17 protein-coding genes are annotated in these 23,014 nt (G+C 68.1%); 11 read left to right on the top strand and 6 right to left on the bottom strand.

Translation table 11 applies throughout. The annotated features are described in order from the left end of the window. Nucleotides 1-237: 237 nt before the first annotated feature. Entirely contained in the window at nt 238-1,281 is a 1,044-nt protein-coding gene (locus tag RPR59_RS09740; RefSeq protein ID WP_313913509.1) for a rod shape-determining protein, read from the bottom strand. A 269-nt stretch (nt 1,282-1,550) separates the two neighbouring features. Between RPR59_RS09740 and RPR59_RS09735 the strand changes: the two genes are divergently transcribed. Then, the gene (locus tag RPR59_RS09735; RefSeq protein WP_432280256.1) at nt 1,551-3,779 is read left to right on the top strand and encodes a S9 family peptidase; all 2,229 of its coding nucleotides are present in this window, start codon (nt 1,551-1,553) and stop codon (nt 3,777-3,779) included. Nucleotides 3,780-3,795: 16 nt separating this feature from the next. On the opposite strand, the gene RPR59_RS09730 is transcribed toward RPR59_RS09735, so the two are convergent. Then, nucleotides 3,796-4,611: a DUF2189 domain-containing protein gene (locus RPR59_RS09730; RefSeq protein ID WP_313913505.1), complete on the bottom strand. Its 816-nt coding sequence runs from the start codon at nt 4,609-4,611 to the stop codon at nt 3,796-3,798. 190 nt (nt 4,612-4,801) lie between these two features. On the opposite strand from RPR59_RS09730, the gene RPR59_RS09725 reads away from it, so the two are divergent. Both RPR59_RS09725 and RPR59_RS09720 read left to right on the top strand, forming a co-directional pair. Then, a complete protein-coding gene (locus tag RPR59_RS09725; protein ID WP_313918448.1) occupies nt 4,802-5,830 on the top strand; it encodes an aspartate-semialdehyde dehydrogenase in 1,029 nt (342 codons plus the stop codon). Nucleotides 5,831-6,029: 199 nt separating this feature from the next. Continuing rightward, nucleotides 6,030-6,794 carry an alpha/beta fold hydrolase gene (locus tag RPR59_RS09720; protein WP_313913503.1) on the top strand — a complete coding sequence of 255 codons (765 nt, stop codon included), beginning with the start codon at nt 6,030-6,032 and terminating at the stop codon, nt 6,792-6,794. Between the two features lie 54 nt (nt 6,795-6,848). Here RPR59_RS09720 and RPR59_RS09715 read toward each other — a convergent pair whose 3' ends face one another. From RPR59_RS09715 to RPR59_RS09700, 4 genes are all read right to left on the bottom strand, one after another. Further along, nucleotides 6,849-7,112 carry a hypothetical protein gene (locus tag RPR59_RS09715; protein WP_313913501.1) on the bottom strand — a complete coding sequence of 88 codons (264 nt, stop codon included), beginning with the start codon at nt 7,110-7,112 and terminating at the stop codon, nt 6,849-6,851. A 60-nt stretch (nt 7,113-7,172) separates the two neighbouring features. Continuing rightward, a complete protein-coding gene (locus RPR59_RS09710; RefSeq protein WP_313913499.1) occupies nt 7,173-8,609 on the bottom strand; it encodes an AMP nucleosidase in 1,437 nt (478 codons plus the stop codon). An 85-nt stretch (nt 8,610-8,694) separates the two neighbouring features. Then, nucleotides 8,695-8,967, bottom strand: a complete 273-nt coding sequence (locus tag RPR59_RS09705) for a hypothetical protein (RefSeq protein WP_313913497.1) — start codon at nt 8,965-8,967, stop codon at nt 8,695-8,697. A gap of 100 nt (nt 8,968-9,067) precedes the next feature. Beyond that, nucleotides 9,068-9,550, bottom strand: a complete 483-nt coding sequence (locus RPR59_RS09700; protein ID WP_313913495.1) for a peroxiredoxin — start codon at nt 9,548-9,550, stop codon at nt 9,068-9,070. A gap of 122 nt (nt 9,551-9,672) precedes the next feature. On the opposite strand from RPR59_RS09700, the gene RPR59_RS09695 reads away from it, so the two are divergent. The 8 genes from RPR59_RS09695 to addA all read left to right on the top strand — a co-directional run bounded on the left by RPR59_RS09695 (nt 9,673) and on the right by addA (nt 22,971). Then, nucleotides 9,673-10,233 carry a YqgE/AlgH family protein gene (locus RPR59_RS09695; protein WP_313913493.1) on the top strand — a complete coding sequence of 187 codons (561 nt, stop codon included), beginning with the start codon at nt 9,673-9,675 and terminating at the stop codon, nt 10,231-10,233. Nucleotides 10,234-10,379: 146 nt separating this feature from the next. Beyond that, entirely contained in the window at nt 10,380-11,786 is a 1,407-nt protein-coding gene (gene ahcY, locus RPR59_RS09690) for an adenosylhomocysteinase (protein ID WP_313913491.1), read from the top strand. Between the two features lie 290 nt (nt 11,787-12,076). After that, on the top strand, nt 12,077-14,425 hold the full coding sequence (locus tag RPR59_RS09685; protein WP_313913488.1) for a sensor histidine kinase: 2,349 nt from the start codon (nt 12,077-12,079) through the stop codon (nt 14,423-14,425). Continuing rightward, entirely contained in the window at nt 14,422-14,865 is a 444-nt protein-coding gene (tsaE, locus tag RPR59_RS09680) for a tRNA (adenosine(37)-N6)-threonylcarbamoyltransferase complex ATPase subunit type 1 TsaE (protein WP_313913485.1), read from the top strand. The genes RPR59_RS09685 and tsaE overlap by 4 nt, the downstream gene beginning before the upstream one ends. Then, nucleotides 14,862-15,833 carry an aminoglycoside phosphotransferase family protein gene (locus RPR59_RS09675; RefSeq protein ID WP_313918446.1) on the top strand — a complete coding sequence of 324 codons (972 nt, stop codon included), beginning with the start codon at nt 14,862-14,864 and terminating at the stop codon, nt 15,831-15,833. The genes tsaE and RPR59_RS09675 overlap by 4 nt, the downstream gene beginning before the upstream one ends. Further along, nucleotides 15,830-16,591 (top strand): nucleotidyltransferase family protein, encoded by a 762-nt coding sequence (locus RPR59_RS09670; protein WP_313913483.1) that lies wholly within the window; start codon nt 15,830-15,832, stop codon nt 16,589-16,591. Before RPR59_RS09675 ends, RPR59_RS09670 begins: the two co-directional genes overlap by 4 nt. Then, nucleotides 16,584-19,550 (top strand): double-strand break repair protein AddB, encoded by a 2,967-nt coding sequence (addB, locus tag RPR59_RS09665; RefSeq protein ID WP_313913481.1) that lies wholly within the window; start codon nt 16,584-16,586, stop codon nt 19,548-19,550. The genes RPR59_RS09670 and addB overlap by 8 nt, the downstream gene beginning before the upstream one ends. Continuing rightward, complete coding sequence (addA, locus tag RPR59_RS09660; RefSeq protein ID WP_313913479.1) at nt 19,531-22,971, top strand: double-strand break repair helicase AddA; 3,441 nt, start codon at nt 19,531-19,533, stop codon at nt 22,969-22,971. Before addB ends, addA begins: the two co-directional genes overlap by 20 nt. Nucleotides 22,972-23,014 lie beyond the last annotated feature (43 nt).

The raw sequence follows: 23,014 nt of genomic DNA, 5'->3' as shown, positions 1-23,014 counted from the left end.
CGCGGCCTTCTTGTTTCGCCCGCTTTTGCAGGGCCTTTGCACAAGTATAGCCCGTGTTCCTGCGGAAGCAGGAACCCGGAGCCGCAAGCGCAGTGCCCGAAGCTCTGCGCTCCTGCGTTCGCAGGAGCACAAGAAGGGTGATCCAACCCGACCGGGAAATGCCTAGGAAGCGCAATCGCGCGAACTGTGGATTCCTGCCAGGCGATCAACGGGCCTCCAACCGATCGCAACCCGACATCACGCCGCCATCAGCACGCCCTTGAAACCGGGTTCCTCCATGGCGTGCCCGGCGCCCAGCGCGACGCAGATCAGCGCGTTGTCGGCCACGATCACCGGCAATCCGGTGGCCGTACTCAAAACCTCGTCGATTCTTTGCAGCAATGCGCCGCCGCCCGTCATGACGATGCCCTGATCGCAAATGTCGGCCGCCAGTTCCGGCTCGGTATTTTCCAGGGCGACGCGCACCGCCTGCATGATCTGGCCGATGGGTTCGGAGATCGCCTCGGCGACCTCGGCCTGGGTGACGCCGATCTCCTTCGGCACGCCCGCGACCAGGTCGCGTCCCTTCACCCGCATTTCCGGGCCGGCGCCGTCGCTGGGCAGGCGCGCCATGCCGATTTCGTGCTTGATGCGCTCCGCGGTGGATTCCCCGATCATCAGATTGTGCTTGCGCCGGATATAGGAGGTGATGGCATCGTCCAGCTTGTCGCCGCCCACGCGCACGGAATTGGAATAGGCCAGCCCCTGCAGCGACAGCACCGCGACCTCGGTCGTGCCGCCGCCGATATCGACGACCATCGCGCCGATCGGCTCGGTGACGGGAAGGCCGGCGCCGATCGCGGCCGCCATCGGTTCCTCGATCAGGAACACCTTGGCCGCGCCGGCCTTGTTCGCGGCCTGGCGGATGGCGCGGCGCTCGACCATGGTCGATCCCGACGGCACGCAGATGGCGACGTCGGGATGGCGGGTTATCCATCCCTTGCCGCCATGCGACTTGTCGATGAAATGCTTGATCATCTGCTCCGCCACTTCGATGTCGGCGATCACGCCGTCGCGCAGCGGCCGGACGGTGCGGATATTGTCCGGGGTCTTGCCCATCATCAGCTTGGCGTCGGCGCCCACCGCCTGCACCTTGGTCACGCCCCCGGTGACGTCGAGCGCCACCACCGACGGTTCGTTCAGTACGATGCCGCGCCCGCGTACATAGACGACCGTGTTCACGGTGCCGAGGTCGATCGCCATATCGTGCGAGGACAGCTTGAAAGGATTGGGAAAACGCATCGGCGGTTCGGTACTTTACGCTGGAGCCCGGCGGAGTCGGCGCGGCGATCCGGCCGGCGGGCGAGGGTGAAACATGAACTCCCGCCGCTGGGATGGCAGTCGCGACGGGTCAAGCGGAAAAGCGCCCAAATGGCACTGGGGAACGATGATCGGCATCGGTTCCGCGGGCGGCCGCGTCCCGGCAACCCTTTACCTTGCCTAGCCCTATCGCGATAACGCGTGCAAGGCCGGCGTCCGCCGCGCCACGATTTCGGAATCGGAGTGATGGTATGCGCAAATGGTTGCTGGCGATGGCGGTGGGTTTGACGAGCAGTACGGCCATGGCCGCCGACCCCGCGCCGGACCAGAGCCCGCCGCAGCTTTCGCTCGAGCGCCTGTTCGCCAGTCCCGACCTTTCCGGCGCGGAACCCAGGGGCCTGAAGCTGTCGCCCGACGGCAAATATGTCACGGTGCTGCGCAACCGGGCGGAGGATCGCGATCGCTACGACCTCTGGGCGATGGACACGTCGAGCGGCGAATGGCGGATGCTGGTCGATTCGAAGAAGATCGGTACCGGCGCCGAGCTGTCCGAAGCGGCGAAGATGCAGCGCGAGCGTGAGCGGATCGGCAGCCTCAAAGGCATCGTCGCCTATGACTGGTCGCCCGACGCCCGGTCGATCCTCGTTCCGCTGGACGGCGATCTCTATCTCGCCTCGATCGGCGGCGACGTGCAGCGGCTGACCGCGACCGAGGCCGGGGAACTGAACCCCGCGATCAGCCCGAAGGGGCAATATGTCAGCTTCGTGCGCGACCAGGATCTGTTCGTGCAGCCGATCGGCGCGCGTTCGGCCAGCGCCATCACCGATACGGGCGAAGGCACGGTCCACTGGGGCGAGGCCGAATTCGTCGCGCAGGAGGAAATGGACCGGCATACCGGCTATTGGTGGTCGCCCGACGATGAACGCATCGCTGTCGAGCGTTTCGACGAAGCGCCGGTCGGCGTCGTCACCCGCGCTGCGATCGGCGCCAGCGGCACCAGGGTGTTCGAACAACGCTATCCCGCCGCCGGCACGCCGAATGTCGCGGTTTCGCTCTATGTGATGAAGCCCGACGGCTCCGGCCGGGTAAAGGTGAATCTGGGCGACGATCCCGACATCTATCTGGCCCGCGTGGACTGGACGCCGGACGGCAACACCCTGCTGGTGCAGCGCGAAAACCGCGCCCAGACGCAGCTCGATATGCTCGCGGTCAATCCGATTTCCGGCGCGTCGGAGGTGCTGTTCAGCGAAAAGGCGAAGGAGGATAGCTGGATCAATCTCAGCCACGCCTATCACGTCTTGTCCGACGGTAGCCTGATCTGGTGGTCGGAACGCGACGGCCACGGCCATCTCTACCGCTTCCGCAACGGCGACTGGCAGCAACTGACCAGCGGCGACTGGGAAGTATCCGGCATCGCCGGCGTCGACGAGGCGGCGGGCAAGCTGTACTTCGTCGGCAATCGCGACGGCGTGCTGGAACGGCATCTCTACGTCGTCGATCTTTCGGCGCTGACGCCGTCCGATCCCACCCGGCTGACCCAGGCGGGCTGGTGGAACTCCGCGCAGATGGACGACGAAGCCACCCGCGCGATCATCAGCCGGTCCAATCCGCGCCAGCCGCAGCAGGTCTATCTCGCCGACGCATCCGGGCAGCGCATCGCCTGGATCAGCGAAAACGATGTCGACGATCCCGATCATCCCTACCATCCGTATCTGCCGAGCCACCGCGAAACGAAATTCGGCACCATCACGACGCAGGACGGCACGGAACTGCACTGGAAGATGATCACCCCGCCGCTGGAGCAGGGGAAGCAATATCCGGTATTCTTCCAGCATTATGGCGGCCCGCACGCGCAGGAGGTGAACCGCGCCTGGGCCAGCCCGATGGAGCAGTATATCGTCGACAGGGGCTATATCTTCTTCGAGCTGGACAATCGCGGCTCGGCCAATCGCGGCAAGGCGTTCGAGGATGCGATCTATCATGCGATGGGCTCGGTCGAGGTGCAGGATCAGCTCGCCGGCGCGAAGTTCCTGAAGGCGCAACCCTATGTCGATCCGAAGCGCATCGGCATCTATGGCTGGTCCTATGGCGGCTATATGACGCTGAAGATGCTGGAGGCCGATCCGGGCGTCTATGCCGCGGGTATCGCCGGCGCGCCGGTGACGAAGTGGGAACTCTACGACACCCATTATACCGAACGCTATATGGGCGATCCGAACAAGGTGCCGGGCGCTTATGCCAGGGCCGACGCCTTGCAGGACGCCGACAAGATCGCGGATCCGCTGTTGCTGATCCACGGCATGTCGGACGACAATGTCGTGTTCGAGAACTCGACCCTGCTCGCGGCGAAGATGCAGGCCGAAAACGTGCCGTTCGAAATGATGTTCTATCCGGGCAAGACCCATTCGGCCGTGGGCAGCGCCCATGTCTGGACGACCATCTTCGACTTCTTCGATCGGGAGGTGAAAAAGGCGGATTGAGCGGTGGCGGCGCCGGTCAGGCGACCGGCGCCGCGCCGTCGCGCTCCACCACGCGGGTATAAAGGTGCCAGGTTGCATAGCCCAGCACGGGCAACGCCACGGCCAGCCCGATCAAGACGGGAATCGCGCCCAGGATCAGCACCACCGCCACTGTCAGGCCCCAGCGCAGCATGACGCCGCTATTCGCGCGGAACGCCGCGACAGAGGTCAAAACCGCCTCCGCCGCCGTCGCTTCGCGGTCGACCAGCATGGGTAGTGCCACGGTGCTGACCGCCAGCACCACGACCGCGAAGCCCAGCCCGACCAGATTGCCGACGACCATCATCTGCCAGCCCGCCGGGGTGCCGAACACCTGGGCCATCAGCCCGCCCGGCGTGTCGGGCACGTCCGGCCCCAGAAAGGCGACCCAGATGCCCGCGGCCGCAAGCAACCACAGCCCGAACAGCAGGAACAGCCCGCCGCCGATGCCCATCATGGCGGGGAAGGAGGGGCTTTTCGTCACATCGAAGAAGTGGCTCCATCCGGCCGGATCGCCCGCTTCGCGTCGCCGCGCGATCTCGTAGAATCCGGTGGCGACCAGCGGGCCGAGCAGGGTCAGCCCGGCGAAGACCGGAAACAGCAGTTCGAGGTGGAAGCTGCCGAGACTCGCGAGCACCGCGAGGAAGCCGACGAGCGGATAGAGCAGCCCGAGCAGGATGATGTCGCCGCGCTTGTCCCTGAAATCCGCCCATCCGTCGCGCAGGCTCGCCCGAAGGTCGTCCGTACCGATTCTGCGGATGCGCGCGCGCCGGGGCGCCGCGGCCGCCATTGCCATTTCGCGGGTGATCGCCATTGCATGCTCTCCCGACCGCTATTGTCGTGCTGCGGCGGCGGCGCGTCACGATATCCCGCCGTATCCGCAGCGCGGAGCATAGCACAAATCATGCGCCTTTTCGCGTATAAACGTATTTTTGTTGGACTTGGTGACCGTGTACGATAGGCGCGACGAATTCATTCGCGACGAAGGGCTTGGAAAGCAGCAAATGGGATATCGGGTGGTGGTCGCCGGCGCGACCGGCAATGTCGGGCGTGAAATGCTGAACATTCTGGCCGAGCGGGAATTTCCGGCGGACGAGATCGCCGTGCTCGCCTCGTCGCGTTCGACCGGCGAAGAGGTCGAATATGGCGAGACGGGTCGCAAGCTGAAGATCAGGAACATCGAGCATTTCGATCCCGCCGGCTGGGATATGGCGCTGTTCGCGATCGGCTCGGACGCCACGAAGGTTTATGCGCCCAAATTCGCCGCCGCCGGCTGCACCGTGATCGACAATTCCTCGCTCTACCGGATGGACCCGGACGTGCCGCTGATCGTGCCGGAGGTGAACCCGGAGGCGATCGACGGCTACCGCGCGAAGAACATCATCGCCAATCCGAACTGCTCGACCGCGCAGATGGTGGTCGCGCTGAAGCCGCTGCATGACGCCGCGACGATCAGGCGCGTGGTGGTGTCGACCTATCAGTCGGTGTCGGGCGCGGGGAAGTCGGGCATGGACGAGCTGTTCGAGCAGAGCCGCAACATCTTCGTCGGCGACCAGCCCGAAGCGGTGAAATTCACCAAGCAGATCGCCTTCAACGTCATTCCGCACATCGACGTCTTCCTGGAGGATGGCTCGACCAAGGAAGAGTGGAAGATGGTCGTCGAGACGAAGAAGATCATGGACCCGAAGATAAAGGTGTCCGCCACCTGCGTGCGCGTGCCGGTCTTCGTCGGGCATTCGGAATCGATCAACATCGAGTTCGAAAACGAATTGTCGGCCGAGGATGCGCAGAAGATCCTGCGCGAGGCGCCGGGCTGCATGCTCGTCGACAAGCGTGAGGATGGCGGCTACGTCACCCCGGTCGAATGCGTCGGCGAATATGCCACCTATATCAGCCGCGTGCGCGACGATTCCACTGTCGACAACGGCATTACGCTGTGGTGCGTGTCCGACAATCTGAGAAAGGGTGCGGCCCTGAACGCGGTGCAGATCGCCGAGCTGCTCGGCCGGCGGCATCTGAAGAAGGCCGCCTGAGCCGCTACCACCGTCAACGGGCCGCGCGATCGCTGTTCGACCTGAGCGGGCGTGGGACCGGCAGAAGCGAAAGATGACGGAGCCGATGACCGGCGGATGCCAGTGCGGCCGTATCACGAAGCTTGGCTCGACACGCGCGGCCTGCCCCGATATCGCACCGACGAGCACAAGCCCCTTGTCGAGCGATGGATGAAGACCGTTGGCAAACTCCCCGACTGAGACACGTTATTTCGACAGCTTCGACGGCACGCGGCTGGCGTGGCGCGAACTGGGGGAGGGGCGGCCGGTCGTCCTCATCCACGGCTATTTCTCGAACGCGCAGGTGAACTGGCTGCGCTACGGCCATGCCCAGGCGGTGGCGAACAAGGGCTTCCGGGTAATCATGCCCGATCTGCGCGCGCACGGTGAAAGCGCCCGGCCGCACGATGCGGACCGCTATCCCCGCGACGTATTGATGCAGGACGGCCTCGCCCTGATCGCCCATCTCGGGCTCACCGACTATGATCTTGGCGGCTATTCGCTCGGCGCGCGGACGACGGTGCGGATGCTCGCCAGCGGCGGCGTGTCGCCGCGGCGGGTGGTGATCTCCGGCATGGGGCTTGCCGGCCTCGTCAATACGGCGGGCAGGGGGGAATATTTCCGCCATGTCCTGACGCATCTCGGCAGCTTCGACCGGGGAAGCCCCGAATTCATGACCGAGGCTTTCCTGAAGACCACGAACGGCGACCCGAAGGCGCTGCTGCGTATCCTCGACACGTTCGTCGACACGTCGGAACCGGCGTTGGCGGCGATCGAACAGCCGACGCTCGTCGTGTCGGGCGCTCAGGACCACGATAACGGTTCCGCCGCCGCGCTTACCGACCTCCTGCCGCACGGCCGCTACCGGGAAGTACCGGGCAACCATATGAGCGCCGTCACCAAGCCCGAACTGGGCCGGGCGATCGCCGATTTTCTCGCCGGCTGACGGCGGCCAGGCGTCGCGGTGGGGGCGCGGCCGAATAGGACCGCGCGCCGTTCCTCAGGCGGTGCCGGCGGGTTCCGGAATGGTGCCCTCGTCGGCGATCCCGGCATCGAACGACTTGCTCGAATCGCGGCCGTCCGCCTGGTGCGCATGGTCCGGCATGTCCTTCGCGGCGCGCTTCTTGCGCTTCGCCGCTCGCGCAACGAACAAGGCGCCGACCGCGCCCAGCCCGGCCAGCACCAGCGTCTTACTCCGCCGCTTGCCCTGGTCCAGCTTGTCGGCGGGATTGTAGAGTTTCTTGTCCGATTGTTTCGCGCTCATGTCAGTTCCTGATCGTGGTGCTACGTTCAAACGCCGGTGCGTCGTCTTTGCTCCGGCGGATCAGCGGAAAGGCGGTTCGTTGAACGCGCGCAGTTTGCGGCTGTGCAGTTTCTGCCCCTCACGCCGCAATTCCTCGCACGTCTCGATGCCGATCCGCATATGCTCGTTGATCGCCCGTTCGTAGAAGCGATTGGCCTGCCCCGGCAGCTTCAGCTCGCCGTGGAGCGGCTTGTCCGACACGCATAGCAGCGTGCCGTAGGGGACGCGGAAGCGATAGCCCTGACCGGCGATCGTCGCCGATTCCATGTCGATCCCGACCGCCCGGCTCAGCGAGAATCGCAGCGCGGAGTGGGAAAAACGCAGTTCCCAATTGCGGTCGTCGGTGGTGACGATCGTGCCGGTGCGCAGGCGTTGCTTCAGCTTGTCGCCCGACTGGCCCGACACCGTCTCGGCCGCCCGCGCCAGCGCCTGCTGCACCTCGGCGATGGCCGGCACCGGAATTTCCGGCGGCAGCATCTCGTCCAGCACATGATCGTCGCGCAGATAGGCATGGGCAAGGACATAGTCGCCGATGCGCTGGCTGGGGCGCAGTCCACCGCAATGGCCGATCATCAGCCATGCCTCGGGCCGGAGCACCGCCAGATGGTCGGTGATCGTCTTCGCGTTGGACGGGCCGACGCCGATATTGACGAGCGTGATGCCCGTCCGGTCCGGCGCCATCAGATGATAAGCCGGCATCTGGTGCCGCCGCCATGCGCTGTCGCTGACCAGCTTTTCCGGATCGTCACCGGCTTCGATGGTGATGCCGCCGGCGCCGGACAGGGCGGTGAAGCGGCTGTCCTCGCCCAGTTGCGAACACGCCCAGCGGACGAATTCGTCGACATAGCGGTGATAGTTGGTGAACAGGACGAAACGCTGCGTATGTTCCGGCGGCGTGCCGGTATAATGCCGCAGCCGCGCCAGCGAGAAATCGGTACGCAGCCCGTCGAACAGCGCCAGCGGCCGCATCTCGCCATCCGGTTCCCACAGGCCGTCGGCGATCTCGTCGCCGATATGGGCCAGTTCGGTGGCGGGAAAAAAGCGGGCCAGCTCGGCCGCAGACACCTCGTCCAGGCTCAATGCGTGACCGGGGTCCAGCACATAGGGGAAGGGTATTTCCTGCCGCCCGGCGATCGCTTCGACCTCGACATCGTAATCTTCCATCAGAAGATTGATCTGCTCGGTCAGATAATCGGCGAACATCGCCGGCTTGGTCACGCTCGCGCGATAGAATCCGGGTTCGACCAATCGGCCGAAGGAGCGCGGCGGCGTCGGGCTGTCCTTGCCACCGCGATAGCGGATCTGAACCTCGGGATAGGCGAAGGACCCGTCGCGGCGCGTGTCCGGCGTCGGCGGCTTGCCGGTGGTCAGATAGGTGTCCAGTGCGCTCTTCAGGCGGTCGACCGACGCGCTATAGAGCCTGTCGAGTTCGTTGACGATATCGGAACCTTGCGTCATCCGTCGCGGCTACCGCCTGTCGGCTCCGCTGACAAGACGTGCCTTGCCCGAGCGCCTCCCGTTGCGGCCGTATCGCATCGGACCATCAGGTTGCGGACGGCGTGACGTGCGGCGGCTTCGCCTTCCGCCGGCTCCGCTTTCCCCATCTCGTGGCGCCGTAGATGGCGCCGCCGATGGCCGCTAGTGTGCCGGTCACGATCGCGGTGGAGGTCACCGGGCTGTGGCGGATGGTGTCGCGTGTCTTCTTATAGGCGTCGCCCGCCCGGTTCTGGGCGTTGCCGAACGTCTCCTCGACCTGCTGCACCAGGGTGGGTTCCGTTTCGTCATTGCGTGCAGGCGTCTTGCTGTTGCTCGTCATGAAATCACTCCCCTTTCATCGGTGCCGGACCAACCCGCGGCGGCAGGCACGGTTCCGCAAGGACCCTCGGCCCCGGCGGAACCCGTGCCCCGAACCGGCCTCAGAGCTGATCGAGCATATATTCGGCGGAGCTGACCTTGAACTCGCCCGGCGCCTCGACGTGGATCTGCTCCACCACGCCGTCATTGACGAGCATGGAATAACGCTGCGCCCGCTTGCCCAGGCCGAAGGCGCTGCCGTCCATTTCCAGGCCCAGCGCCCTGGCGAGGTCGCCATTGCCGTCGGCGAGCATCGTGACCGTGCCTTCGGCACCGCTGCTCTTGGCCCAGGCGTCCATGACGAAGGCGTCGTTCACCGCGGTGCAGGCGATCTCGTCGATGCCGCGCTCCTTCAACGCCCCGGCCTTTTCGACATAGCCGGGCAGGTGCTTGGCGGAACAGGTCGGGGTGAAGGCGCCGGGAACGCAGAACAGCGCGACCTTCTTGCCCTTGAAATATTCCTGCGCTGAAACCTTGTCGGGGCCGTTCTCGCTCGCCTTCACGAGCGTGGTATCGGGCAGGCGATCGCCGGCTTTGATGGTCATGTCTGAAAATCTCCCGTGGCCCGGCCCGCAACTTGCGGGCCGATCCCGCGATAGCTTGGGGGCGCGGCAATAATTTTCAACCATGGCGGATCGCCCGGCCGTTGCTATAGTTTCGATCAGGCATGGAGAACACGAAATATCTGACGGGCCAGTTCCTGCTTGCGCTTCCCGGCATCGGCGATCCGCGTTTCGACCGCGCAGTCATCGCCGTTTGTTCGCATGACGAGGACGGGGCGCTCGGCATCGGCGTCGGCGACACGATCGACGGGCTGGGCCTGCACGACGTTTTGGACCAGTTCGAGATCGATCCCGGCGTCGCGCCCGATGCGCCGATCCATTTCGGCGGGCCGGTGGAACCGCGCCGCGGCTTCATCCTGCATTCGCCCGATTGGGGCGGGCAGGATACCATCGACGTGGCCGGCCGCTGGCGCCTGAGCGCGACGGTAGACATCCTGCGCGCCATTGCCGAGGGCAGCGGCCCGGAACACTGGCTGGTGGCGCTCGGCTATGCCGGCTGGGGCGCCGGGCAGCTCGACGAGGAAATGACCCGGCACGGCTGGTTCAGCACGCCCGGCGATGCGGACATTTTCTATCGGGTAAAGGCGAACGGCCGCTGGGAACGCGCCTTCGCCGATGCCGGCATCGATCCCCGGCTGCTCGCCAACAGCGCCGGCAACGCCTGACCGCATCGCTTCGCCCGGCATATAAAGGAATCTTTATATTGCGTTTGATTTCGGCGGGCGGAATCACTAGGTGAGGGGCTCCGGCGGCCGGGCGCGTTTCGCGCGGGCCGTCTGCACGGGTTTTCAAAACGCAGGAGATCGTACCAGTGGCAACCGTCGCCGAACGCGCAGATCACGTCATCAAGGATATCAGCCTCGCCGGCTGGGGTCGCAAGGAAATCGAGATCGCCGAGACCGAGATGCCCGGCCTGATGTCGGTTCGCGAGGAATATGGCGCGCAGCAGCCGCTCAAGGGCGCGCGCATCACCGGCTCGCTCCACATGACCATCCAGACCGCCGTCCTCATCGAGACGCTGACGGCGCTGGGTGCCCAGGTCCGCTGGGCCACCTGCAACATCTATTCGACGCAGGATCATGCCGCCGCCGCGATGGCGGAGCGGGGCATTCCCGTCTTCGCCGTAAAGGGTGAGAGCACGGCCGATTACTGGGACTATGTCGGCAAGATTTTCGACTGGGGCGACGATCAGACCGCCAACATGATCCTCGATGACGGCGGCGACGCGACGATGTTCGCGCTGATGGGCGCCAAGCTCGACAATGGCGAGACGCTGCCCGAGCCGGAGAATGAGGAAGAGGTCGAGATGCAGCGCGCGCTCAAGGCGTTCGTGAAGCGCAAGCCCGGCTATCTCGCCAGGTCGGTGGAGAACATCAAGGGCGTCTCGGAAGAGACCACCACCGGCGTCCACCGGCTTTATTCCATCGCCAAGAAGGGCGAGCTTCCCTTCCCGGCGATCAACGTCAACGACAGCGTCACCAAGTCGAAGTTCGACAATCTGTACGGCTGCAAGGAATCGCTGGTCGACGCCATCCGCCGCGCCACCGACGTCATGCTGGCCGGCAAGGTCGCCTGCGTCGCCGGCTTCGGCGATGTCGGCAAGGGCTCGGCGCAGAGCCTGCGCAACGGCGGCGCCCGCGTGCTCGTGACGGAGATCGACCCGATCTGCGCGCTGCAGGCGGCGATGGAGGGCTTCGAGGTCGTGACGATGGACGAGGCCGTGAAGCGTGCGGACATCTTCTGCACCGCCACCGGCAATGCCGACGTCATCACCGCCGAGCACATGAAGGCGATGAAGCCGATGTCGATCGTCTGCAACATCGGCCATTTCGACAGCGAGATCCAGATTTCGGCGCTGTCCAACTACAAGTGGACCGAGATCAAGCCGCAGGTCGACGAGGTCGAATTCCCCGACGGCAAGAAGATCATCGTGCTGGCCCGCGGCCGCCTGGTGAACCTGGGCTGCGCCACCGGCCATCCCAGCTTCGTGATGTCGAACAGCTTCACCAACCAGACGCTGGCGCAGATCGAGCTGTGGAACAACAACGGCGACTACAAGAACGACGTGTACGTCCTGCCGAAGCATCTCGACGAAAAGGTCGCGGAACTTCACCTCGAAAAGCTGGGCGTGAAGCTGGAGAAGCTGACCGACAAGCAGGCCGCTTATATCGGCGTGCCGAAGGAAGGCCCGTTCAAGCCGGACCACTACCGCTACTGATCGGCCTGATCCGATCGAGAAAAAAAAGGCCGCGACCTCCGGGTTGCGGCCTTTTCTTCATGTGCTCGGACCGGGCCAGCATTGGCAATATGGCGGAATTGTCTTCGCCTGCGGATTGTGCTTCCGACGATGAAGAAGGATACCACCGTATATGGGTTCCGCGAAGGCGGAGGCGGCTTGCCGGCCCTTTTTTCTCGTCGGTGCTTCCGGCCGGTGCTTCTGGCATTTCGCTGAGCGGCGCGATCGCCTAAACCCGGTGCGATGGCGCAGCGCAGGGCACGACTTCCAAGATGACGGACACGATCACCCTATCGGTCGGCGCGGCGGTCGGGGCGGGGAGCATGCTTGCGATCCTGCTGTTCGCCGGCATCGCCATGCTGGCCCTGGGGCTGCGCGATCGTGCCCGCGCCGGTGCGGACCAGGCCATGCGCCTTCGCCGCGATGTCCTGCTGGAACGGTCCCCCGCGGTTGCCGCGGTCGTGCGCGGTGACGGCAGGGTCGAAACCTCGCGGCGGCTGGGCGACTGGCTCGGCGGCGGCGATGCTCCCGATCGCTGGGACGTCCTGCTCGCCGCGCTCGAGGATGTCGACGCCGCGGCGCTTTCCGATGCGGTGGTCGCGGCGCAAAAGGCGGCACGGCCGTTCCGGCTCACCGTTCGCGCGCGCGGCGCGGCGCGGGTGCTGCTCGTCACGGGCGAGCGGGCGCCCGATCGGCTACACGCGCCGGGCGGGGCGCTGATCTGGTTTTTCGATGCGTCGGAACTGCAGGGCGAGGTAGAGCGCTTCGCCGGCGAGGCGGCGCAGTTGCAGGGCGCCTTCGATGCGCTGACCGGGCTGATCGAGGCCGCGCCCCTGCCGATGTGGTATCGCGGCGCCGATCTCCGGCTGGCGATGGTCAACAGCGCCTATGTCCGCGCGGTCGAAGCCGGCGATGCGGCGGACGTGGTGGCGCAGCAGGTCGAACTGGTCGAGGATTCCGGGCTCGGCGGTCCGCTCGCCAACGCCGCGATCGCCCGCGACAGTGGCGAGCCCCAGATCAGCGTCGTTCCCGCCACGGTCGGCGCGGCCCGGCGCATGCTGCGCGTGCACGACATCCCGCTGCCCGATGGCGGTACGGCCGGGTTCGCGATCGACGTGGAGGAGCTGGAGCAGGCCCGCGGCGGACTGAAGCGTTTCGCCGAGGCGCAGCGCGCGATGCTCGACCGCCTGTCGGCCGGCGTGGCGCAGTTCGGACCGGACCGGACGCTGCGCTTTTCCAACCAGCCGTTCGGCCGCATCTTCGCGATGCGCCCGGAATGGCTCGCCGACCGGCCGGAATTCGACCGCGTGCTGGAACGCATGCGCGAAGTGAAGCGTATGCCCGAGGTCCGCGATTTCCCCACCTGGAAGGATGAGCGCCGGGAATGGTTCCAGGCCCCGGATGCGGAGATCGAGGAAAGCTGGCACTTGCCCGGCGGCACCCATCTGCGCGTCGTCGCGCAACCGCTGCCGGATGGCGGGCTGCTGCTCATCTTCGAGGACCGTACCGAGCAGGTTCAGTTGGCGAGCGCCCGCGACACGCTGCTGCGCGTGCGCACCGCGACCTTCGACAATCTGTTCGAGGCGCTGGGTGTGTTCGCCGCCGACGGGCGTCTCCAGCTCTGGAACAACAAGTTTCGCCTGACCTGGGGGTTCGAGGAAAAGATGCTCGCCACCCATCCGCGCGTCGATGCGCTGGCGGAAGCGGGGGCGAAGCGGCTCGCCAATCCCGACCGCGCGTCGCTGATCGGCCAGCTCGTCCGTTCCGCCACGGTCGAACGCAAGCAGCGCGGCGGCCGCGCGGTGTTCGCCGACGGGCGCCATTTCGAATTTACCGCGGTTCCGCTGCCGGACGGCAATGCGCTGTTCACCATGCTCGACATCACCGACAGCCGGCGGATCGAACAGGCGCTGCGCGACCGCAACGAGGCGCTGGAGGCCGCCGACCGGGTCAAGACGGCGTTCGTCGCCAATATGAGCTACGAACTTCGCACGCCGCTCACCTCGATCAAGGGTTTCGCAGAGATGCTGCACGGCGGCTATGCCGGCGATCTCAGCGACAGCGGGACGGAATATACCGAGGCGATCCTGGCATCGGTGACGCGGCTGGGCGGATTGATCGACGACGTGCTCGACCTGACCGAAGGCGATGATGCCGATCTGGAGCGCGAACGCGTCGATCTCGAACTGCTCGCCCGCGCGGCGGCGGACGCCATCGCCCCGCTCGCCACGGACAACGGCGTCGAACTGGCGCTGGAGGTCGACGGGACGGCCGGCTCTGTCATCGGCGATCAGCGCCGGCTCGGCCAGGTGGTCGAACATCTCCTGCGCCATTCGCTCGGCACGTTGGAAGGCGGCGGGCGCGTATTGCTCCTGGTCGACGGGGACGAGGCCCATGCGCGGATCGTGGTCTCCGACGACGGCCCCGGCCTTACGCCCGACGAGGCCGCGCGCGCCTTCGAACGGTTCGCCCAGCCGGAGATCGCACGCGACGGTGAGCGCGCGCTGGGCCTCGGTCTGCCCCTCGCCAAGCATTTCGCGGAGGCGCATGGCGGCAAGATCGACCTGGTCTCCGAACCGGGCGAGGGCACGATCATCACCATCGAGTTGCCGCGCGCATGATCCTCGCCACCCCCGATGCCAGCCACCGGCTGGGCCGCGAGCTTGCGGCACTCGTCCGGCCGGGCGATGTGGTGGCGCTGTCCGGTCCCCTGGGCGCGGGCAAGACCAGCATCGCGCGCGGCCTGCTCGAAGCGCTCGGCCTGGAAAGCGAGGCGCCGTCGCCCAGCTTCGCCATCGTGCAGCCCTATGACCCGCCGGAGGTGCGGCTGCCCGTGCTGCATGTCGATCTGTACCGGATCGAGGCGCCGGAGGAGGCCGGGGAACTGGGCCTGGACGATGCGCGCGCGGATTCGCTGCTCGTCGTCGAATGGCCCGAGCGGCTGGGCGAGGGGGCCTGGCACGACGCCTTGTGGCTGGCGCTGGAAATGAACGCCGACGGCACGCGAACCTTGACAGCGCGAGTGCCGGCGGCATGGAAGGACCGATGGCCGTCGACATGAATCCGCCCGCCGCCGCCGGGGCCTTCCTCGCCCGAGCCGGCTGGGAAGACGGCGACGTCCTGCCGCTTGCCGGCGATGCGTCCTTCCGCCGCTATTTCCGCATCGTCGCGCCGGGGCGCAGCGCGATCCTGATGGATGCGCCGCCGCCGCAGGAGGACCCGCGGCCCTTCCTGGCGATCGCCCGCTGGCTGACGGAGCGCGGTTTCGCCGCGCCGGAAATCATCGCCGACGATCTGGAGAACGGGTTCGTCCTGCTGGAGGATTTCGGCGATTCGCGCATGCGAGAGACGGTGGACGGCGCACCGGAAAGCGAATTGCGCCTCTACGGCGCGGCCGTCGACCTGCTGATCCGCCTGCACCGCCATGATGCCGCGCCGGTGCGCGCTTATGATGAACCCGAATATCTGCGCGAGGCGGACCTGTTCACCGAATGGTATTGCCCGGCGGTCGGCCTCACGGTGGATTCGGAGGGCTACCGCGCGGCGTGGCGACAGGTGCTGCGCTGCGTCACCGACAGCGCGCCGGTAACGGTTCTGCGGGATTATCACGCCGAAAACATCATGCTGATCGACGGCAGCGATCATCTCGGCCTGCTCGATTTCCAGGATGCGCTGGCCGGCCATCCGGCCTACGATCTCGTTTCGCTTCTCCAGGACGCCCGGCGCGATGTCCCGGCCGAGCTGGAGGCGGCGATGCTGGACCGCTACTGCCGCACGACCGGCGCCGGTTCCGATTTCGCGACCGCCTATCACGTCCTCGGCGCACAGCGGAATGCGAAGATCGTCGGCATCTTCACGCGGCTTTGGAAACGCGACGGGAAGCCGCGTTATGCCGGCATGTGCCCCCGGGTCTGGCGGTATCTGGAGCGGGATCTCGCCGATCCCGCGCTCGCGCCCGTGCGGCGATGGTTCGATGCCAACGTGCCGCGCGGCCGGCGCGGCGATCCGATGGAGCTTGCGGCGCAATGAAGACCGGAAAAACGCTCGCGATCCGACCGCGGCCCGGCGCCGCGGTGCCCGAAACGGCGATGATCATGGCCGCGGGGCTGGGCAAGCGGATGCGGCCGCTGACGGCCACCCGGCCAAAGCCGCTGATCAAGGTCGCCGGCAAGCCGCTGATCGACCATGTCTTCGATCGCCTGCGCACAGCGGGCGTGAAGCGCGCGGTCGTCAACGTCCATTATCTCGCCGATGCGCTGGAGGCGCATGTCACGCGCCGGGTCGAGGATATCGAGGTCGTGCTGTCGGACGAGCGGGCGCGACTGATGGAAACCGGCGGCGGCCTGGTGCAGGCCCGCGACCTGATCGGCGACAAACCGTTCCTGTGCGTCAACAGCGACAATTTGTGGGTGGACGGCCCCACCGACGCGATCCGCACGCTCGCCGCGCAATGGGACGATGCGCGGATGGATGCGCTGCTCTTGCTGGTGCCGCTGGCGGACGCGCACAATCATGGCGGCCAGGGCGATTTCCACGTCGATGCGCAGGGGCGCATCACCAGCCGGCGATCGCCGGGGCGGCTCGCACCCTTCGTCTTTACCGGCGTTCAGATGCTGTCGCCGCGCCTGATCCGGGATTGGCCGGAAGGGCCGTTTTCCACCATGCTGTTCTGGGAGCGCGCGATCGAGGCCGGGCGGGCCTACGGCGTCGTCCATGACGGGCTGTGGTTCGACGTCGGCACGCCGCAGGCGATCGGGGCGACGGAGGCGGCGCTCGCCGATGGCTGAGCGGAACCGTCCGCTCGTCTACAGCATCCCGCCGCACCGGGCGTTCGCCGACGCGCTGGCCGCAGGGCTGCTGCGGCGCTACGGCAAGGATCATCTGGCCTTCGCCCGCGCTGTCATCCTCGTCCCCAACAACCGCGCGCGGCAGGCGATCACCGATGCGTTCGTGCGGCGGGCGGACGGCGGTCTGCTCTTGCCGCGGCTGGTGGCGATCGGCGATCCCGAACTGGATGAGGCGGCGGGACCGCTGGTCGATCCCGCGGGTGGTGCCGAGCCGATTCCGCCGGCGGTCGATCCGTTGCAGCGGCGCCTGATCCTGGCCCGCCTGGTCGGCGAGGAACGCGCGCGCGCCGGCGCGCCGATCGACGCGGCGGAGGCGGTGCGCCTCGCCGGCGACCTGGCGCGCACGCTCGATCAGTTGCTGGTCGAAGAGGTCGATCCGGCCGCCCTGCGCACCCTCGAACTCGACGATCTGCTGTCGCAGCATTGGCGTCGCTCGCTGTCGCTGTTCGAACTCGTGCTCGATCGCTGGCCGGAGGAGCTGGCGAGGCTGGGACGGATCGACCTTGCCGACCGCCGCCGCCGGCTGCTCGACCGGGTCGGCAGGGCCTGGCGCGCCGCGCCGCCGCCATCCTTCGTCTGCGCCGCCGGCATCACCACGGCGGCCCCGGCCGTTGCCCGGCTGTTGCGCGTCGTCGCCGACCTGCCGCAGGGCATGGTGCTGCTGCCGGGGCTCGCCACGACAATGCCGGATGCGCAGTGGGATGCGCTGGGTCCGCACGAACCCGATCCCGAGACCGGTCGGCGCCGGCGCGCGGTCGAGACGCACCCGCAATTCCATCTGAAGCTGCTGCTGGACCGCATGGGCGTCAATCGCGGCGAGGTCTCGATGTGGCGCGGCGGTGGCGAGCACGACGCCGCGCCGGCGCGCAGCCGGGCGATCGCCAATGCGATGGCGCCGCCGCAATTCACGCATGACTGGACCGGTCTGCCGCCCGGCGAGCGCAGCCTGGCGGGCGTCCGCATTCTCGACGCCGCCATTCCCGAGGAGGAGGCGCAGGCCATCGCCATCGCGCTGCGCCAGGCGCTGGAGGAACCGGGCAGGACGGCTGCGCTGGTGACACCCGACCGCGCGCTCGCCCGCCGCGTGGCGGTGCATTGTGCGCGCTGGGGCATCGCGGTCGACGATACCGCCGGCCAGCCCTTGTCGCTGCTGCCGCCGGGCACGCTGCTACTGGCCCTGGCCGATGCCGCGGCGCAGGATTTCGCGCCGACACCGCTGCTGGCGTTGCTGAAGCATCCGCTGGTGCAGGCGGGTGAGGGGCGCACCGCCTGGCTGGACGATGTCCGGCGGCTCGATCTCGCCCTGCGCGGCCCGCGGCCGGCCGGCGGGCTGGCGGGGATGGAGGCGCATCTCGCCGCCGAAGACGTGCGCGATGCGCAGGTGCGGCGCGCAGGCCTTTCCGCCTGGCAACGGATCGGTCCCGCGCTCGCGCCGCTGGCCGATGCCTTCGCTGGCGGTGCGCGCGCGCTGCCGGTGTTCGTCGCCGCCCTTCGCGAGGCGGCACAGCGGCTGTGCGGCGACGCCGTCTGGTCGCGGCCGGAGGGGCGGGCCGCCGCGGACCTGCTCGAACGGATGGAGCGCGACGCCGCGCTCGGCCCGGAACGGGTGGAGGGCGGGTCGGTCGCGCCCATGCTGCGCACGCTGATGGACGAGATCGCGGTGCGGCCGCCGCAGGGCGGGCATCCCCGGCTCGCCATCTACGGCTTGCTGGAGGCGCGGCTGCAATCCGCCGATCTGATGATCCTCGGCGGCCTGAACGAAGGTGTCTGGCCGGGACTGCCGGCGCCCGATCCGTGGCTGGCGCCGCGTATCCGGGCCGAACTCGGCCTGCCGGGGCTGGAGCGCCGCATCGGTCTTGCCGCCCATGATTTCGCCGGGGCGCTGGGCGCGCCCGATGTCCTGCTGACCCGCGCCCGGCGCGATTCGTCGGCGCCGACGATCGCCTCGCGTTTCTGGCTGCGGCTGGAGGCGCTGTCCGGCGGGCTGAAACCGGCCGCGGACCTGCTCGCCTGGGCGCAGGCGATCGACGATCCGGGCGACTACCGTCCGGCCGAACGCCCCGCGCCGTGCCCGCCGGTCGGTGAACGCCCGCGCCGGATCTCGGTGACGGAGGTCGATCGTCTCAAGGCCGACCCCTATGCCTTTTATGCCCGGCGCATGCTGCGCCTGCTGCCGCTCGACGCCGTCGATGCCGATGCCGGCCCGGCCTGGCGCGGGACCGAGGTGCACCGCGTGCTGGAGGCATGGGCCAGGCGCGACGATTGCGCGCCCGACCGGCTGCACGCCCGCGCGCAGGCGATGCTGGCGGAGGCGCATCCCCTGATGCGCGCGCTCTGGGCGCCGCGGCTGATGGAGGCGGTGGACTGGATCGCCGCCACCATCGCGGAGCAGCAACGCGCCGGCCGCGCCGTCGTGGATGTGGAGCGCAAGGGCGGGATCACCGTTTCCGGCGTCGATCTTTCCGGCACCTATGACCGGATCGACCGGCTCGCCGACGGCACGCTGGCGATCATCGACTACAAGACCGGCAAGCCGCCCTCGGCGAAGGCGGTGCGCGCCGGCTTCAGCCTGCAACTCGGCCTGTTGGGCCTTATCGCGGAGCGCGGTGGGTTTGAAGGTGTATCCGGCACCGCGACCGCCTTCGAATACTGGTCGCTTTCGCGCAACCGCGACGGCGGCTTCGGCTATATCGAATCGCCAGTCGATCCGAAGAAGCGCGAGCCCATTCCGGCGGAGGATTTCGTCGCCATCGCCGCCGACAATTTCCGGGCGGAGGCGGCGAAATATCTGACCGGCGGCGACCCCTTCACCGCCAAGCTTCACCCCGAATATGCGCCCTATGCGGATTACGACCAGTTGATGCGCCGCGACGAATGGTATGGCCGTGAGCGGCAATAGCACCGGCGCCCTGCCGCGGCTGGCGGGAACCCAGCGTGATGCCAGCGATCCCGATCGCCATGTCTGGCTGTCGGCGTCGGCCGGCACCGGCAAGACGCAGGTGCTCACCGCGCGCGTCTATCGCCTGCTGCTGCGCGGCGTCGATCCGGGCGCCATCCTGTGCCTCACCTTCACCAAGGCGGGCGCGGCGGAAATGGCGTCGCGGATCAGCGCCCGGCTCGCGCGCTGGGTACGCCTGCCGGAAGCCGATCTGCGCAAGGACCTGTTCGCGCTGGGCGAGGATGCGAACGATGCGGACCTGCTCGCCCGCGCCCGCACGCTGTTCGCCCGCGTGCTCGATGCGCCCGGCGGCGGCATCCGCATCCAGACGATCCACAGCTTCTGCCAGACCCTGCTCGCCGCCTTCCCGATGGAGGCGGAACTGGTGCCGGGCTTTCGGCCGCTGGAGGCGCGGGAGGAAAGCGTCATGGCGCGCGAGGCGCTGGCGGCGATGCTGGCGCAGGAAGCGGCCGATGGCGGCACGCGCCATGCCGAAGCGATCGGCGCCCTCAGCCTGCGGCTGGGCGAGGGGCAGGCGGAGGCGTTCCTCCATGCCTGCGCGCGCTCGCTGCGCATGCTGGAGGCGCTGCCGGAGGGGATTGCCCCCTATCTCCGCCGCGCGCTCGACCTGCCGTCCGGAGAGATCGAAGCCGAACTGGTTCGCGCTTGCGCCGACGATGCCTTCGATGTCGAAGCGCTGCGCCGGATCGCGGCCTGGAACGCCGACTGGAACACGGCCAAGGGCCTGGCGCGCGCCGATATCGCCGCGGCATGGCTGGCGGCAGGGCCGGAGGCGCGTGCCCGCGACTTGGCCAAGCTGCACGACATCTGGGCGCGCGCCGACGGCGCGATGCGCTCGGTCGGTAAGGGCCAGGCGCCGCAGGAGGCCGGATACGGCGATGCGGTCGCGGCGATGCACGAGCGCTGCGCCGGGCTGCTGGCGATGCGCGCGCGCGGCGCCTATGCCGATCTGCTCGCCGCCGCACTCGACGCGGGCCGCGCTTATGCCCGCGAATATGCCCGCGCCAAGCGCCAAGCCGGCGCGGTCGATTTCGACGACCTGATCCAGCGCGCGCTCGACCTGCTGCTCCAGCCCGGCATGGGCGACTGGGTGCGCTTCAAGCTCGATCAGGCGACCCAGCATGTGCTGATCGACGAGGCGCAGGACACCAATTGGGACCAGTGGCGCATCGTCCGCGCCATCGCCGACGAATTCTTCGCCGGGGAAGGGGCGTCGGCCGGCGCGCTGCGCACGCTGTTCACCGTCGGCGACTACAAGCAGGCCATTTTCGGTTTCCAGGGCACGGACCCGCTCTATTTTCGCCTCGCCCACCGCCATTTCGAACGCCTTGCCGGCGATCCGCCGCCGGATGCGGAGGCGCGGCCGCTGGACACCATGTCGCTGTCCGCCAGCTATCGCTCGACACGTCCGGTGCTGGATTTCGTCGACCGCGCCATCGCCCTGCTTCCCGCTCCCGGCATGGGCGAACATGGCGACGCCGCCGGCCATGCCAGCGAGGTGAAGGGGCCGGGCCGGGTCGAACTCTGGCCGCCGGTCGTCGAAGGCGGCGACGCGGACGAGGAGGACTGGATCGACGATGCCGTACGCCGGCAGGCGGCCGACATCGCCCGCCAGGTAAAGGCGTGGATCGACGCCGGCGAGCGCCTGGAAAGCCGGGGCCGTTCGCTCCGACCCGAGGATGTGATGATCCTGGTCAAGCGGCGCGGCGACCTGGCGTCGCTGCTGGTCGCGCGCCTCTATGCCGAGGGGGTGCCGGTCGCCGGCGTCGATCGCCTTCGCCTGAACGCTCCGCTCGCGGTGCAGGATCTGCTCGCGGCCGTGCGCTTCGTGCTCCAGCCCGACGACGATCTCTCGCTGGCGAGCCTGCTCGTCTCGCCGCTCATCGGCTGGTCGCAGGACGATCTCATGCACGCCGCCCGCCGAGAGCATCACAGCCTTTGGCGGCACTTGCGCGAAAGCTGCGCGCCGGACCGGCTGGAGCCGCTATACGATCTTCTGCGCCGCGCCGATCTCACCACGCCCTATCGGTTCCTCGAAGGGATATTGTCCGGCCCGCTCGATGGCCGGCGCAGGCTGATCGCCCGCCTGGGCGCCGAAGCGCGCGATCCGATCGCGGAACTGCTCAACGCCGCGCTCGATTTCGAGCGGCTGGCCACCCCTTCGCTGCAACGATTCCTCGACTGGTTCGATCGGGGCGAGGTGGAGATCGTGCGCGATCCGTCGCAGCCGCGCGATGCCGTGCGGGTGATGACCGCCCACGGCGCCAAGGGGCTGCAGGCGCCGTTCGTCATCCTCGCCGACGCCACGGTCGACCCGACGCGCAATCGGCGCGACATCCTGTCCTGGAAGCCGGAGGAGGGCGGCGAGGTGCGCCTGCCGATCTTCCGCCCGCGCGCCGGGGAACGCGGCGGCTCGCTCGACGCCGCGCTGGCCGATGCCGACCGGCGCGAGTTGGAGGAACATTGGCGCCTCTTCTACGTCGCCGCGACGCGCGCGGAGGAACGGCTGGTCGTCGCCGGCGCCCTCGGCCCGGCCAGCAAGGGAGAGGTGCCGGAGGCGAGCTGGTATGCCGTCGCCCGTTCGGCATTCGATGCGCTGGGCGTGCCGGCGGCAGAGGCGGCGGCGCCGCGCGTCTTCACCGGCCTCGTGCCGCAGCGCCCGGTCGCGGCGGCGCCGGCGGGGCGGGGCGAACCCTCGGCCGCGGCGGCGCTTCCGGAGTGGATTCGCCGCGCCGCGCCGGCCGAGGCGAAGCCGCCGCGCCCGCTGGCGCCCTCGGCGCTGGGCGAGGACGCGGTGGCCGATCCGCCGCCGGCGCCCGCCATGCGCGACGCGGCCGAGCGCGGGCGGCTTCTCCACGCCCTGTTCGAGCGTCTGCCCGCCATCCCTGCGCAGGATCGCCGAGCGGCGGCCCTGCGCTGGCTGGAGGGGGCGCAGGGCATCGCCGAAGCGGACCGGCGCGAAGCCGTCGCCGACGATGCGCTCGCTATCATCGACGATCCCCGCTTCGCCGATCTGTTCGGCCCCGGCTCGCTGGCCGAGGCGCCGATCGTCGCCGTGGTCGCGGGGGAGGTCATATCCGGCACGGTCGACCGCCTGCTCGTCACCGACGGCCATGTCCGCGTCGTCGATTTCAAGACCGGCCGCCGCGTGCCGGGGTCGCTCGACGCGCTGCCCGAATATCACCTGCGACAGATGGCCGCTTATTCCGCCGCGCTCGGCGTCATCTTTCCCGGCCGCCGGATCGAGGCGGCGCTGCTCTATACCGCCGGGCCGGTCCTGTTCGATCTGCCCGACCGATTGCTGGGCCCGCACAAGCCGGGCTATGGGCCGGCGCAGGAAAGCTTGCGAGATGACGCTTGAGCCGCGGCTCGCGCGTTCATACCTACCATGCCGACAGCAGGAG

It is taken from the genome of Stakelama saccharophila (assembly GCF_032229225.1).
In the GTDB taxonomy this organism is placed as follows: Bacteria; Pseudomonadota; Alphaproteobacteria; order Sphingomonadales; family Sphingomonadaceae; genus Sphingomonas; species Sphingomonas saccharophila.
Note: the sequence above shows the minus strand (reverse complement) of the source record. Positions and strands in the feature narration are given on the sequence as shown.